The organism is Nonomuraea sp. SYSU D8015, assembly GCF_008065375.1.
Lineage (GTDB): Bacteria > Actinomycetota > Actinomycetes > Streptosporangiales > Streptosporangiaceae > Nonomuraea.
Map to the genome: position 1 here is coordinate 15,827 of NZ_VJYI01000016.1, position 14,201 is coordinate 30,027.

At 71.8% G+C, this 14,201-nt stretch carries 11 protein-coding genes; 7 read left to right on the forward strand and 4 right to left on the reverse strand.

Features of this window, described 5'->3' with window-relative positions; genetic code table 11:
- Nucleotides 1-8: 8 nt before the first annotated feature.
- Nucleotides 9-1,223: a sensor histidine kinase gene (locus ID574_RS43570; protein WP_188194923.1), complete on the reverse strand. Its 1,215-nt coding sequence runs from the start codon at nt 1,221-1,223 to the stop codon at nt 9-11.
- Nucleotides 1,223-2,623 carry a serine/threonine-protein kinase gene (locus tag ID574_RS43575; RefSeq protein ID WP_188194924.1) on the reverse strand — a complete coding sequence of 467 codons (1,401 nt, stop codon included), beginning with the start codon at nt 2,621-2,623 and terminating at the stop codon, nt 1,223-1,225. The genes ID574_RS43570 and ID574_RS43575 overlap by 1 nt, the downstream gene beginning before the upstream one ends.
- Before the next feature lie 222 nt (nt 2,624-2,845).
- Here ID574_RS43575 and ID574_RS43580 point away from each other — a divergent pair, with 222 nt between their 5' ends.
- The 4 genes from ID574_RS43580 (at nt 2,846) to ID574_RS43595 (ending at nt 6,941) form a co-directional block, all read left to right on the forward strand.
- Nucleotides 2,846-3,322 (forward strand): RDD family protein, encoded by a 477-nt coding sequence (locus ID574_RS43580; protein ID WP_188194925.1) that lies wholly within the window; start codon nt 2,846-2,848, stop codon nt 3,320-3,322.
- Between the two features lie 20 nt (nt 3,323-3,342).
- Nucleotides 3,343-4,890 carry a serine/threonine-protein kinase gene (locus tag ID574_RS43585; RefSeq protein WP_223167685.1) on the forward strand — a complete coding sequence of 516 codons (1,548 nt, stop codon included), beginning with the start codon at nt 3,343-3,345 and terminating at the stop codon, nt 4,888-4,890.
- Between the two features lie 315 nt (nt 4,891-5,205).
- Nucleotides 5,206-5,871 (forward strand): slipin family protein, encoded by a 666-nt coding sequence (locus ID574_RS43590; protein ID WP_188194927.1) that lies wholly within the window; start codon nt 5,206-5,208, stop codon nt 5,869-5,871.
- A 122-nt stretch (nt 5,872-5,993) separates the two neighbouring features.
- Nucleotides 5,994-6,941, forward strand: a complete 948-nt coding sequence (locus ID574_RS43595; protein ID WP_188194928.1) for a sensor histidine kinase — start codon at nt 5,994-5,996, stop codon at nt 6,939-6,941.
- A 169-nt stretch (nt 6,942-7,110) separates the two neighbouring features.
- Here the strand turns inward: ID574_RS43595 and ileS are convergent, their stop codons facing one another.
- Complete coding sequence (gene ileS, locus ID574_RS43600) at nt 7,111-10,257, reverse strand: isoleucine--tRNA ligase (RefSeq protein ID WP_188194929.1); 3,147 nt, start codon at nt 10,255-10,257, stop codon at nt 7,111-7,113.
- A gap of 546 nt (nt 10,258-10,803) precedes the next feature.
- Between ileS and ID574_RS43605 the strand changes: the two genes are divergently transcribed.
- The 3 genes from ID574_RS43605 to ID574_RS43615 are packed head-to-tail and all read left to right on the forward strand — an operon-like array spanning nt 10,804 to nt 12,696.
- Nucleotides 10,804-11,193 (forward strand): TraR/DksA family transcriptional regulator, encoded by a 390-nt coding sequence (locus tag ID574_RS43605; RefSeq protein ID WP_188194930.1) that lies wholly within the window; start codon nt 10,804-10,806, stop codon nt 11,191-11,193.
- Nucleotides 11,194-11,240: 47 nt separating this feature from the next.
- Nucleotides 11,241-11,774, forward strand: coding sequence for a signal peptidase II (lspA, locus tag ID574_RS43610; RefSeq protein WP_188194931.1), 534 nt, complete (start codon nt 11,241-11,243; stop codon nt 11,772-11,774).
- Nucleotides 11,767-12,696: an RluA family pseudouridine synthase gene (locus ID574_RS43615; RefSeq protein WP_188194932.1), complete on the forward strand. Its 930-nt coding sequence runs from the start codon at nt 11,767-11,769 to the stop codon at nt 12,694-12,696. The genes lspA and ID574_RS43615 overlap by 8 nt, the downstream gene beginning before the upstream one ends.
- 109 nt (nt 12,697-12,805) lie before the next feature.
- On the opposite strand, the gene ID574_RS43620 is transcribed toward ID574_RS43615, so the two are convergent.
- Nucleotides 12,806-14,197: a serine/threonine-protein kinase gene (locus tag ID574_RS43620; RefSeq protein WP_188194933.1), complete on the reverse strand. Its 1,392-nt coding sequence runs from the start codon at nt 14,195-14,197 to the stop codon at nt 12,806-12,808.
- Nucleotides 14,198-14,201: the final 4 nt, after the last annotated feature.

Consider the following 14,201-nt stretch of genomic DNA (forward strand, 5'->3'; position numbering starts at 1 on the left):
TGCCGATCTTAATCGGCGCCGCCGGGGGGCTCGTCGTCGTACGGGCGCGGGAAGGTGGCGACCACCTCGAACCCGCCCGGCCGCGCCGGACCCGTCACGAGCGTCCCCCGGTACAGCTTGACGCGCTCGCTCATGCCGATCAGGCCGTGCCCCCCGGACCCGACCGGCGCCGCGGACGACGCCCGCCCGCCCCCGTCGTCGGTCACGGACACGGTCAGGGCGGTCTCGCCGTACGACACCGCGACCCGCGCCCGCGCGCCGGGCGCGTGCTTGAGCACGTTGGTGAGGGCCTCCTGGACGATCCGGTACGCGCACAGGTTCAGCCCCTGCGGCACCGGATGCGGCCGGCCGGTGACGGACACCTCGACGTCCAGGCCGGCGGCGCGCATCCGGGCCACGAGCGGGTCCAGGCGCTCCAGCTGCGGGGCGGGAGCGTAGCGCTCCTCGTCGGCGTCGTCGATCTCGATGCGCAGGATCGACAGCACGCGCCGCAGCTCGAAGATGGCCTCGCGGCTGGTGTCGGCGACGGTGTCCAGGGCCGCCCGCGCGGCGGCGGGGTCGGTGTCGATGACGTAGCCGCCCAGCCCGGCCTGTACGGAGATCACCGACATGTGATGGGCGACGACGTCGTGCAGCTCCCTGGCGATGCGCAGCCGTTCGTGGGTGACCGCGCGCCGGGCGGCGGCGTCCTGCTCGCGCCGCAACTGGGCGGCCAGGTCGGCGAGCTGGAGGTTGCGGCGCGCCAGCAGCCGTACGCTCGCGCCCATGCCCCACGCCACCCCCGTCACGATCACGGCCTGGCCGACGGCGGACCAGATCTCGACGTCGGGGTGGAGATACGCGGCGTGCGCCCACTCGGCCAGCATGAAGATCCCGCCGGCGACCGCCAGCGGCCACGGGCGGTGGACGGTTACCGTGTAGAGCGCCAGCAGCGGGCCCAGGTTGTTGGTCCAGTAGTTGTAGCCCAGCGCGTGGAAGACGATCGCGGCCGTGCACGACACCACCAGCACGGTGAACGCCGCCCGCCGCCGCCAGGCCAGCGGCAGGTTCGTGACCGCGGTCAGCGCCACGGCGACCGCATCCGCCGGACGGGTGGCTCGCTGCGGCTCGTAGATCGCCCACATCACGGCGCCGACGGTCTGCGCCACCGCCAGGGCGCCGTCGACCAGCATGGGGTGCTTCGCCCAGAGACCCTGGGCCCACGAGAGCACCCTTCTCTGCATCACCGCTCGCCGATCAGGACGTTCCTGAAGGTGCCCAGCTTCGGCAGGTCGATGTCGACCGCCTCGACGTCCTTCGGCACGCCACGGAAGGACGCGTACAGGTGCATGGACTCGCCTCCACGCAGGAGCGAGCCTTGTTCCCAGCTTGTGCACGCGCACTTGCCGTCCACCTGGAGCGGCTTGAGGGGGAATGGTGCTCCCGGCACGAAGAGCTGGATGTTCTGGAGGTTCGTGGCCGTGTCGGTCGATGCCGCCTTCTCGGTGCCCGGCTTGAGGGTTCCGGTCGCGACGGTCGTCCTGGGAGGGGACGACGGCGTGGAGCCGGTCTTGGCGGTCACCTCGTGGGTGACGGTGGAGACGACCGTCGACGTCACCGTCTTGGGGAAAGGGGCGGCGGTCGTGCCGGTCCACGGGCGCCAGAGCGCCAGCAGCACGCCTGCCGTGATGAGGACGGCCAGGGCGGAGGCCGTCAGCGGGGCCGTCAGCGGGGCCGTCAGCGGGGCCGTCAGGTTGCGGCGCGGCCGGGGCGCGGGCTCGGGCGCGTCAGGCAGCACCGGGGTCCAGGAGTCGCTCACCGCCTGCGTGGCCGAGGCCACGTTCACCCGCTCGCGCCCCATCAGACGATCCAGGAGCTGCTGTGCCGTGGGCCGCCGGGACGGGTCCTTGTGCAGGGCCTGCTCGACCAGCGGCCATAACCGCTCATCCAGGCCGTCGAGTTTCGGGACGTGGCGGACGACGCGATAGAGCACCTCGGGCACCGCGCCGGTGCCGAACGGCGGACTGCCGGTGCCCGCGTACGCCACCACGCCGCCCCAGGCGAAGACGTCGCAGGCGGGCGTGAGCGGCAGCCCGTTCGCCTGCTCGGGCGCCATGTACGCGGGCGTGCCCGACACCACCGCCGACTGGGTGGCTTCGGCCACGGTCAGCCGGGCGATGCCGAAGTCGATGACCCGCGGGCCGACGGCGCTCAGAAGGATGTTGGACGGCTTCAGATCCAGATGCACGACGCCGGCCTCGTGGATCGCGGTGGGCGCCGTGGCCACCCCCACGGCGAGCGCTTCGAGGCCGGCGCCCGCCATCGGGCCCTGGGCCTCGACGACCGACGAGAGGTCGGGGCCGTCCACATATTCGGTGACGATATAGGCGACGTCCTCTTCGATGCCCGGGTCGAGTATCGGAGCGGTGCAGAAACGGGCCACCTTGCGCGCCGCCTCCGCCTCCCTGGCGAAACGGCGCTGGAAATCCGGTTGTCCCGCGAGTTCGGGGCGGAGCACTTTCAAGGCGACCGCTGCGGAATCGGCGTCGTGTGCGAGATAGACGATGCCCATTCTTCCTTCGCCCAGCTTCCGTATGAGACGGTACCGGCCGATCCGGCCGCTTCGATCATCCACGCCATGCATTGTGCGCCATCGCCGGGGCCGTGGACAGCGGCCCGGCCGGTTGCGTCCCGCAGCGTCAACCCGAGGTCGATGCGCAGGCAGGACGGGTCAACCTCTGGTTGTAGACATACCGCAGAAGTCGACCCCCGCGTTCAACCCAGGCGTTGACGCGGCGGCGGGAAAGCGCGGTTACCTTTCTGTGCGGGCCGTTCATGCCATGTCCCATCGAGCTCTGGAGCGTTTTTGTCCAGCGAAGCCGCCGGCAATTATGGGAAGGACCTGCCGCAACGCACTCCGTTTCCCCTCGCACCTCTGGGTTTACGGCTCGCCGCCTATGTGCTGGACTTCGTGGCCCTCATAGGATTCTTTGTGCTCCTGACAATCCTGGGCACGCTGCTCGTGCCGGAACAAATGGCGACGCCCCAAGGGTTCCAGCTGGTGTTGCTGGCGCTCTTCGTCGCGGCCTATTCGCCGGGGACCACCAGCCGCTGGGGCGGCACCCCGGGAAAGCTGCTCTGCGGGCTCCGCGTGGTCACCATTCGCGACGGGCGCGAGCTCGGCTACGGACGTGCACTGGCGCGGCACCTGTCCCATGTGGTGCTGTACATGATCCCGCTCGTCGGCCTGATCAACTCCGCCATGCCCTTGTGGGACAGGCCGTACCGGCAGTGCCTCCATGACAAGATCGTCGACACCGTGGTGATCCGGCGGCGGCTATGACTCCTTATGGTCTGTCTCCCGTGCTCGCCCTGCAGGACGCGGATCCGCGGCAGCTCGGCGCGTACCGGGTCGCCGGGAGGCTCGGGCAGGGCGGGATGGGCACCGTCTACCTGGCGGAGGGCCCGACGGGACCGGTCGCGATCAAGGTGATCAGCCCGCATCTCGCCGCCGACCCCGACTTCGTCGCCCGGTTCCGCGGCGAGGTGGCCGCGGCCAGGCGGGTCCGCCGCTTCTGCACCGCCCCGGTGCTGGACGCCCAGCTCGACGTCGAGCCGCTCTGGCTGGTCACCGAGTACGTCGCGGGCCCCGACCTGGCCAGGGTGCTGCGTGAGCACGGGCCGCTGACCGGGTCGAACCTGGAGGCGCTGGCCGTCGGGGTGGCCACCGCGCTGACCGCCATCCACGGCGCCGGGATCGTCCACCGGGACCTCAAACCCGCCAACGTGCTGCTGTCCCCGCTGGGCCCGCGGGTCATCGACTTCGGCATCGCCCGCGCGCTCGACACCGAAAGCGGCAGGACCGCCACCGGCCGGCTGATCGGCACGCCCGACTACATGGCGCCGGAGCTGGTGAGCGGCGGCACATGGAGCACCGCCTCGGACGTCTTCGCATGGGGGTGCGTGGTCTTCGCCGCCGCCACCGGCCGCTCGCCGTTCGCGTCGAAGACCGTTCCGGAGGCGCTCTACCGGGTGGTCCACGAGCGACCGGACCTCACCGGGCTGGACCCCGCCCTGCGCGAGAGCGTCGCGACGGCGCTGGCGAAGGACCCGGCGGCCCGGCCGTCCGCGCAGGAACTGGTCGGCAAGCTGGTCGGCAACGGCGCGGAGGCAGACACCGAGCGCGTGGCCGGCACGATCAGGCTCGACCTGCCCGGCCTCGCCGCCCCCACGCCGCCGCCCCGGCCGCGGCGCAGAAGACGGTCGCTGATCGTCGCGTCCGCCGCCGCACTGCTCGCGGCCGCCACCGTGGCGGGAGTGCTCTGGACGCGTCCCAGCGGCCCGCCGGCCATCGGCGACACGCTGTATTTCGACAGCTTCGACGAGAAGAGCTGGCCCACCGATCAAGGGTCGTACCGTAACGCGGGCCGGTACGACCTCATCGCCGACCTCTACGACAGCCGCTTCGTGGACGCACCCATCAACGCCGTGATCCCGGACCGGCTGCTGATGGAGACGAGATACCGGCTCCAGGGGGACCCGTCAACGCGCAGCGGACTGCATTGTTCGTTCACGGATCACGGGGATGGTGCCGACTACTGGTACGAGCTGAGCGTGCGCCGGGACGGACATGCCCGGATCGTCAAGACCTCCCCCACCAACTCCTGGAACCTCACCCCCGATCTCCGCGTCCCGGGCTTCCGCGGCGCCGACGTGAGCCTCGTGTCCGAGTGTGTGTGGGAGGGCGACCGCGTCCGGCTGATCATGTGGGTGAACGGCCACGAGATCGCACGCGTGGTGGACGGGGTGCCGGGGCGGAAAGGGGAGCACTCGGTCGGGATGTTCGTCAGGCGCTTCGGCGATGTCGACGCCGAGGCCAGTTTCGAGCACTTCAGGGTCGGCCGTCCCTGATCAAACCGAAAACCGGTAGATCATCCCTGATGACGGCGGCTACCGTGGGGGACCTGAGGGGTACGCAGAACAGCGGCGCACCGGCATCGCCGGACGGCGTACCGCGCATCGAGACCCCTTGGACATGGTTCAGGTCCAGCGGATCTGGGGTTCGAATCCCTTCCGGACGGTCCCCGGCACCGTGCCTCGGCAACGACGGCAAGGCCCTGCGGACTCCCGGACCACCGCCTCCGGGCGGCGGCCGGGGACGTCCCCGCCGCGCCGTCGGCGGTGCCCGGGGATCGTCCCATCCCTGTCTCATGGAGGTGAGCAGTAGTGGCGGCACACGTGACCGTGATGGAGTGGCAGCGCGTCCTGATGTACGTGGACGGGCGGCTGCAGCGCGTCCTGGAGCCCGGGCGGCATCGCTACCGCCCCCGCCGCACCCAACTGGTCACCGTCGACCTGCGGCCGCGCCTGCTCACCGTGCCCGGCCAGGAGCTCATCACCGCGGACGGCGTGACCGTGCGGGTCACCGTGACGGCGCAGTGGAAGGTCACCGACCCCGCCGCCTACACCGCGGCGGCGACCTCGCCCGACCAGTTCCTCTACGCGACCGTCCAGGACGCGATCCGGCAGCGGGTCGCCGGCCTGTCCCTGGAGGCGGCGCTCGCCGACCGGGCCGCGCTCTCCGAAGGGCTGACCGGCCTGGTCCAGGCTGAGGCGTCCGGGTTCGGGATCGAGGTCTCCGACGTACGCGTGCGCGACCTCATGCTGCCGGGCGAGCTGCGGCGCGCCGCGATGGACGTGGTGATCGCGCGCGAGCGGGGCAAGGCGGCGCTGGAGGAGGCCCGCGCCGAGGCGGCGGCGCTGCGCTCCCTGGCCAACACCGCGCGGCTGCTGGAGGAGCACCCGGCGCTGCTGCGGCTGCGTACGCTCCAGGTCGCCGCCGAGCGTCAGACCACGCTGGTGCTCGACCCCCGCGCCGACGGCGGCGGCTGATCGGCCGCCGTCCGCCTCACGGCACTTTCGCCCGTCCTCCGGATTCGTCTCTGTATACGCGGCTACGTGAGCTATATGGTTGGGGACGGGCCCGAGGTGATGCTCGAGGAGGCCGCACGCACATGAGTACCGTCGCCGCCGGCCGCGGGCCGCGGCTGGTCCACCATGCGCTGATCTACCGCGGCGACGCGGAGTTCCTTGCCGCCACCACCGCCTTCTGCCTGGACGGGCTGGCCGCGGGCGAGAAGGTCCTGGCCGTGACCGGCGCCGCCAACATCGGCCTGCTCGCGGGGGCGCTGGGGAGCGCCGCGGCCGGCGTCGAGTTCGTCGAGGCCGGCGACTGGTACGACGCGCCGGGCCGCACCCTGGCCGCCTACGCCCGCTACGTGGACACGCACAAGAATTGGCACGGCCGGATACGCGTCATCGGCGAGCCTGTGTGGCACGGCCGCACCGCGCTGGAGGAGGCCGAGTGGACGCGGTACGAGTCGGTGATCAATGCCGCGTTCGCCGCCCAGCCGGCCTGGATCCTCTGCCCGTACGACGCGCGCACGCTGCCCGCCCGCATCGTCGCCGACGCCCGACGCACCCACCCGCGGCTCCAGACCGGCGAAGGCACCCGAGTCAGCGACGCCTACGTCGATCCGGACGCCTTCACCTGCGCCTCCGACCTCCTCCCGCTCCCGCCGCCCCCGGCGGACGCCACGGAGATCGGCTTCGACGACGACCTGCACGGCATGCGGCGCCTGGTCTCGGCCGCGGCCCGGCGGCTCGGCCTGCCCGACCACCGCATCGAGCGGCTGCTGCTGGCCGTCAACGAGGTCGCCGCCAACGCCGTCGAGCACGGCGCCGGGCACGGCCGCATCCTGATGTGGGCCGACGGCACGTTCGTCGTCTGCGAGGTCGCCGACCCCGGCCGGCTGGAGGCCCGCCTGCCGGGCTACCTGCCGCCGGAGCCCACCGCGGAGCGGGGGCACGGCCTGTGGGTGGCACGCCAGCTGTGCGAGCTGCTCGAGATCCGCTCGGACCCCGCCGGCACCCGCATCCGGCTGCACCTGGCCCGCACCTGAGCCCCCCCGATAAGGCCGGGCCGCGGGAGCGCGTCCCACGGCCCAGGGGCGGCGCGGGCGGCCGGAAGGCACCTGGCGGGCGGTGGGCGGCCGAAGGCACGTGGCCGGCGGCGTGCGGCCGGAACGCACGTGACCGGCTGACCCGGCGACGGGGCCGCCCGCCGCCGGGTCAGGCGCGGCGGAGCTGGAAGGTCAGGGACAGGTCCTCGTCCGCGTGGGACGGCAGGTCCGCCACCGTGCCCTCCGTGACCGTCGTCGCCAGAACCTCCTCCGCCACCACGTGCGGCTCCGACCGCAGCGCCGCGGCCAGGTCTGGTGACGAGGTGGACCACCACAGCGCGATCCGGTCCGTGATCGACAGGCCGGTCGCCTTGCGGGCCTCCTGCACCAGGCGGATGACCTCGCGCAGCAGCCCGGCGCGGCGCAGCTCGTCGGTGAGCTCCAGGTCGAGGGCCACGGTCTCGGCCGAGCTGGCGCCGATCGCGCCCGTCTCCACCGCCCAGCCCGCCCGGGGCTGCTCGTTGACGATCACGTCGTCCGGGCCGAGCATGATCTCGCCCAGCTCGTCCGCCTCCACCATCACCGTGCCGCCGGAGCGGATGGCGCGCGCCACCCGGGCCGGGTCGGCGGCGGTCACCGCGGCGGCCACCAGCTTGGTCTGCGGCCCGAACCGCTTGCCCAGCGCCCGGAAGTTGGGCTTGACCGTGTAGGACACGAGATCGGCGCTGAAGCCGGACATGTCCTCCAGGGTCTGGACGTTGAGCTCGTCGGCCACCAGCCCGCGCAGCTCGCCCGGCAGCGATTGCCAGCCGTGCGCGCCCACCAGGGCCCGCCTGAGCGGCTGCCGCGTCTTGACGCCCGACGAGGCGCGGGCCGAGCGGCCCAGCTCCACCAGGCGCCGGACGAGGGCCATCTGGTCGGACAGCGCCGGGTCGAGCAGGTCCTCGCGCACCTGCGGCCAGGACGCCAGGTGCACCGACGGGGGCGCCTCGGGCGAGCGCAGGATGTCCCACAGGTAGTCGGTGACGAACGGCGTGATGGGCGCCATCAGCCTGAGCACCGTCTCCAGGCACTCGTACAGCGTCGCGAACGCGTCCTCCGAGCCCTGCCAGAACCGGCGGCGCGAGCGGCGGACGTACCAGTTGGACAGGTCGTCGAGGAAGTCGCCCAGCCGGCGGCCCGCCCGCACGCTGTCGAACACGTCCAGCGCCGCCGTCACCTCGGCGACCGTCCGGTGCAGCTCGGCCAGCGCCCAGCGGTCGAGCAGCGGCCGCTCGCCCGCCGGTGCGGCCTCGGCCAGCTTGGCCGGCGACCACGACTCGGCGCCCGCGTAGAGCGTGAAGAACGACGAGGTGTTCCACAGCGTCAGCAGGACCTTGCGGACGATCTCCTCCAGCGCGTTGTGCCCCACGCGGCGGGCCGCCCACGGTGAGCCCGAGCAGGCCATGAACCAGCGCAGCGCGTCGGCCCCGTGCTGGTCCATCAGGGGGATCGGCTCCAGGACGTTGCCCAGGTGCTTGCTCATCTTGCGGCCGTCCTCGGCCAGGATGAGGCCCAGGCAGAGCACGTTCTCGTAGGAGGACTGGCCGAAGACCAGCGTGCCGACGGCCATGAGCGAGTAGAACCAGCCGCGGGTCTGGTCGGTGGCCTCGCAGATGAACTGCGCCGGGTAGACGCCCTCGGGCTTGCCGCGCTCGCCCCACTGCGCGAACGGCATCGAGCCCGAGTCGTACCAGGCGTCGATGACGTCGGGGACGCGCCGCGCGAGAGCGCCGCAGGCCGGGCAGTCGAAGGTGACGTCGTCGACGTACGGGCGGTGCGGGTCGAGCGCCGAGACGTCCTGGCCCGCCAGGCCGCCCAGCTCCTCCAGCGACCCGACGCAGGTCACGTGGGACTCGTCGGCCGTGCACACCCACAGCGGCAGCGGCGTGCCCCAGTAACGCGAGCGCGACAGCGACCAGTCCACGTTGTTGCGCAGCCAGTCGCCGAACCGGCCCCACTTGATGCTGTCGGGATACCAGTTGGTGCCGGCGTTCTCGGCCAGCATCTGGTCCTTGACCGCGGTGGTGCGGATGTACCACGACGGGAGCGCGTAGTAGAGCAGGGGCGTGTGGCAGCGCCAGCAGTGCGGGTAGGCGTGCTCGTAGTGGCCGCCGCGGAACAGCAGGCCGCGGGCGCGCAGGTCGTCGGTCAGCTCCTCGTCGGCGTCCTTGAAGAACGTCCCGCCGACCATGGGCACGTCGTCGAGGAAGCGGCCGTCGGGGCCGATCGGGTTGACGACCGGCATGTCGTACCGCCTGATCACGGCCATGTCGTCGGCGCCGAAGGCCGGCGCCTGGTGGACCAGGCCGGTGCCGTCCTCGACGGTGACGTACTCGCCGAGCACGACGTAGTGCGCGCCGGGGATGTCGACCAGCTCGAACGGGCGCGAGTACGTCGTGCGCTCCAGGTCGCGGCCGGTGTAGCGGGCCACCTCGGTGACGCCCTCGCCGAGCACGGACAGCAGCGGCTCGGCCACGACCAGCACCTCGCCGTCCGTGGTGCGGGCCGCGACGTAGGTCACGTCGGGGTGCACGGCCACCGCCGTGTTGGACACCAGCGTCCACGGCGTGGTCGTCCACACCAGCAGGGCGGCGTTCAGCTCGGCGAGCGGCCCGGAGGTCACCGGCATGCGGACGTAGACCGACGGGCTGGAGACGTTCTCGTAGCCGCCGGGCTGGCCCAGCTCGTGGTCGGACAGACCGGTGCCGCAGCGCGGGCAGTACGGCGTGATCCGGAAGTCGCGGAACAGCAGCCCCTTGTCGAAGATGACCTTCAGGGACCACCAGACCGACTCGATGTAGGACGGGTCCATGGTCCGGTAGGCCTGGGACAGGTCGATCCAGTAACCCATCCGCTCGGTCATCTGCTCGAACGCGTCCACGTGCCGCAGCACCGACTCGCGGCACTTGGCGTTGAACTCGGCGATGCCGTACGTCTCGATGTCCTTCTTGCCGGACAGGCCCAGCTCGCGCTCGACGCCCACCTCGACGGGCAGGCCGTGGCAGTCCCATCCGGCCTTGCGCGGAACGCTGAATCCGCGCATGGACTTGTAACGCGGGAAGAGGTCCTTGAACACGCGCGCCTCGACGTGGTGCACGCCCGGCAGGCCGTTGGCGGTGGGCGGGCCCTCGTAGAAGACCCAGGCGGGATTGCCGGAGTTCTGCTCCACGGAACGCTCGAAGATCTTCCCGTCCCGCCAGCGGTCGAGGACTTCGCGCTCGAGCGCGGGCAGGTCGACCTGCGCGGGAAGAGGGCGGAAGGTTGGGGAAGACATTTCGGGCGTGACCTCCACGCTTGATCGTCCGGTTGGGCAAGCGCGAAGGGACGAAGCCACGCGGCTCCGCGGTACCACCCTTCTTGACCCACCTGCGGGGGCTCCGCCCCCCGCACGCCCCGGAAGGGCGTGGAAGGGCCTCTTCCCCCACAACCCCTGCGGGCTTGTGGGCCCTCTTCATTTGGTCTGCTGCCGGTTCTAATGAGCTCCTGAGAGCCGTTCTTCCGGCGGCTCCGGGGTGATATCCCTCACAGTCGGGCCCCATCAACGCCTTGCAGTCTCAAACCATAACGCAGAGTGGAGGCTGAGGCTTCCAGGTTTTCCTGCTCCCGCCCCGCGCCGGCCACGCCGTCGGTAACGCCGTCGGTACGGAAGGCGTAAACGGCAACAAAGTTGTGGGAATGGACGTCGCTGAGGAGGAGTTGAATCGGCGAGGCGGGATAGTACGGGGGAGGTAAACCGTCCGGCGGGTCGTTTGCCGTTCCGTTATCAGGATCCTAAGCTGCCCGCACCCTTAACGGCCTTGATCAGCAATGGAGGCACACCATGGCGGCAGTCACGCAGACCGCTACCCCGTCGATGTGGTCGGACGAGGAGCTGGCCGAGGTTCGCAGCACGCTCCAGGCCGAGATCGACGAGCTGGAGGCCGACATCCTCCGCCACGAGACGGAGATAGCCTCTGGAGACGTCACCCAGGGCGCCGGCGACGATCCGGCGGACGCAGGTGCCAAGACGTACGAGCGCGAACGCGAGATCGCCCTTACCCTGAATGCGCGCGATCTGGTCGCGCAGAACGAACGTGCGATCGCCAGGATCGACGCAGGGACCTATGGAGTGTGCGAATCGTGCCACAAGCCGATCGGCAAGGAACGCCTTCAGGCGTTCCCGAGGGCGACGCTGTGCGTGGCCTGCAAGCAGAAGGAGGAGCGCCGGTAGCAGCGCCGACGGGTAGGCCCCGCGGCCGCCTGTTCGCGGTCCTCGTCGTGCTGGCGGCCGTGATCTACGCGGCCGACCTCATCACCAAGACGGTGGTGCTGGAGACGCTGGAGGGCAAGGCGCCGCTGGTCGTGATCCCGGAGGTCCTGCAGTTCCGGGTGATCTTCAACTCCGGCGCCGCCTTCAGCATCGGCACCGGCATGACCTTCGTCTTCACGCTGATCGCGGCTGCGGTCGTGGTGGCCATCGTGCGCACGGCGCGCAAGCTCGGCAGCCGCGCCTGGGCGGTCACGCTCGGCCTGCTCCTCGGCGGGGCGCTCGGCAACCTCACCGACCGGTTGCTGCGCTACCCGTCGGGGTTCGGCCGCTCCACGCAGCTGCAGGGGCACGTCGTCGACTTCATCGAGGTGCTCCCGGGGCACTTCCCGATCATCGACTACTTCCCCATCTTCAACATCGCCGACTCCGCGATCGTCTGCGGCGGCATCCTGGCGGTGTTCCTGGCCTGGCGCAACGTGCAGATCGACGGCACCAAGGAGACCAAGGAGACGGACGGCGAGGGGGGCGAGAAGAGTGGCTGAGCAACGGAGCCTGCCCGTCCCCGACGGGCTGGAGGGTGAGCGGCTCGACGCCGCACTCTCGCGGCTGTTCGGCTTCTCCCGCACCCGCGCCGCCGAGCTCATCGGCGCCGGCGAGGTGCTGGTCGACGGCCGCCAGCCGGCCAAGTCCGACCGCGTCCACGCGGGCGCGTGGCTGGACGTGACCCTGCCGCCGCCCGTCACCACGCCCATGCCGGTGGCCGAGCCGGTGCCCGGCATGACTGTCGTGTACGAGGACGACGACATCGTCGTGGTCAACAAGCCCATCGGGGTGGCCGCCCACCCGACCGTCGGCTGGACGGGCCCCACCGTGATCGGCGGCCTGCTCGGGGCCGGCCACACGATCGCCACCAGCGGAGCCGCCGAGCGCCAGGGCATCGTCCACCGCCTGGACGCCAACACCACGGGCGCCATGGTGGTGGCCAAGAGCGAGCACGCCTACTCGCGGCTCAAGCGCGCCTTCAAGGAGCGTACGGTCGACAAGCGCTACCACGCGCTGGTGCAGGGGCATCCCGACCCGTTCAGAGGCACGGTCGACGCGCCCATCGACCGGCACCCGTCGGGTGACGGCAGGTTCGCGGTCGTGGCCGGCGGCAAGCCCTCCGTCACCCACTACGACACCGTCGAGGCGTTCCGCGCGGCCTCGCTGCTGGACATCAAGCTGGAGACCGGGCGCACCCACCAGATCCGCGTGCACATGGCGGCGCTGCGCCACCCGTGCGTCGGCGACCTGCTCTACGGCGCCGACCCCACGCTCGCGGCCCGGCTGGGGGTCACCCGGCAGTGGCTGCACGCCGTGGCGCTCGGGTTCGAGCACCCGTCCACGGGGGAGTGGATGTCGTTCAGCACCGACTATCCGCAGGACCTGCAGAAGGCCCTGGACATCGTCCGCGCCGAGTCCTGAGCCCCCGCCGCGCCTCCCGCACGGCGGGCATGCCGGCGGGGATCACCACCGGCAGGTCGATCTCGCTCATGCCCCGGAGACAGGGGCGGGGACCGCCGGGGGCGCACGGTCAGCCGGCCCGGCCGCCCTTCTGCTTCTTCTTCTGCGCGTCCGTCGCCCGGCCGTTGCCGGAGCCGCCGGAGTCGTCGGAGTCGTCCGAGCCCTCGCCGGAGCCCTCGCCGGTGCCCTCGTCCGACCCGTCGACCTCGCCGGGCTTCTGGGTGGGCGACTCCTGCTTGTCCTTCTTGGACTTCTCCGGCGTCGGCTCCTCGGTGGGGGTCTTCCGCTCGTCCGACGGGGTCCTCGGCTGCCCCCTGGTGGGCGGCGGGCTGCTGCGCGGCGCCGGCGGCTCGTACGTGGACTCGGGCGACGCGGGCACGGCGGGCGCCGTCTGGGTGTCGTTCTCCGTGGGCGCCGAGGACGGCTCCTCGGACGGCGACGGGACGGAGGGCGTGGTGACCACGGCGGGCACGGGCTTGGGGGAGTGCACCGGGCCGGAGGGACGGCTGGACCACCAGGCGGCGCCGCCCGTGACCACGGCCACCAGCAGCGCGCCGCCGCCGATCGCGGCCAGCGGCAGCCGGCGCCGCCGTCCCTGGACCGCCGTGGCCGGGACCTGGACCGGCCCGGTCCGCTCGGGCACGCTGCCCGCCAGGATCGCGGTCAGCCGCCGCTCGGCCTCCTCCAGCGTCATGCGCTCGGCCGGGTTCTTGCGCAGCAGGCCCAGCAGCACGGGGCCCAGCACGCCGGCTCGGGCCAGCGGCTCCGGCTCGGCGTGCATGACCGCGCCGAGCGTGGCCAGCGCGTTGTCCCGCTGGAACGGCGAGTGGCCCTCGACGGCCATGTACAGCGTCACGCCCAGCGACCACAGGTCCGACGCGGGCCTGGCCGAGCCGCCCGCCGCGCGCTCGGGCGCCATGAAGGCGGGGGTGCCGATCAGGATGCCCGTCCTGGTGACCGGCGCCTCGTCCTCGGTGGTGGCGATGCCGAAGTCGGTGAGCACCGCCCGGCCGTCCTCGGCGAGCAGCACGTTGTCCGGTTTGACGTCCCGGTGCAGCACCCCGGCCGCGTGCGCCGCGCGCAGCGCCTCCAGCAGCTGCAGCCCGATGCTCGCGGCCTCGGCCGGGGACATCGGGCCGTCCTCGCGGATCACGTCGCCCAGCGTGCGGGACTGGACGAGCTGCATGACGATCCACGGGTGGCCGCGCTCCTCCAGCACGTCATAAACGGTCGCCACGCCGGGGTGCGCCACCCGGCCGGCCGCTCTGGCCTCCCGGAACGTGCGCACCGAGAACACCTCGCGCTCGGGCTCGTTCAGATCAGGCGGCGGCAGCACCTCTTTCACGGCGACGTCGCGGCCGAGCACCTCGTCGTGCGCCTGCCACACCTTGCCCATGCCGCCCTTGCCGATCATCTTGAGCAGGCGATATCTCCCGCCGATCATCCCCGCTGAATCGGACATGCAT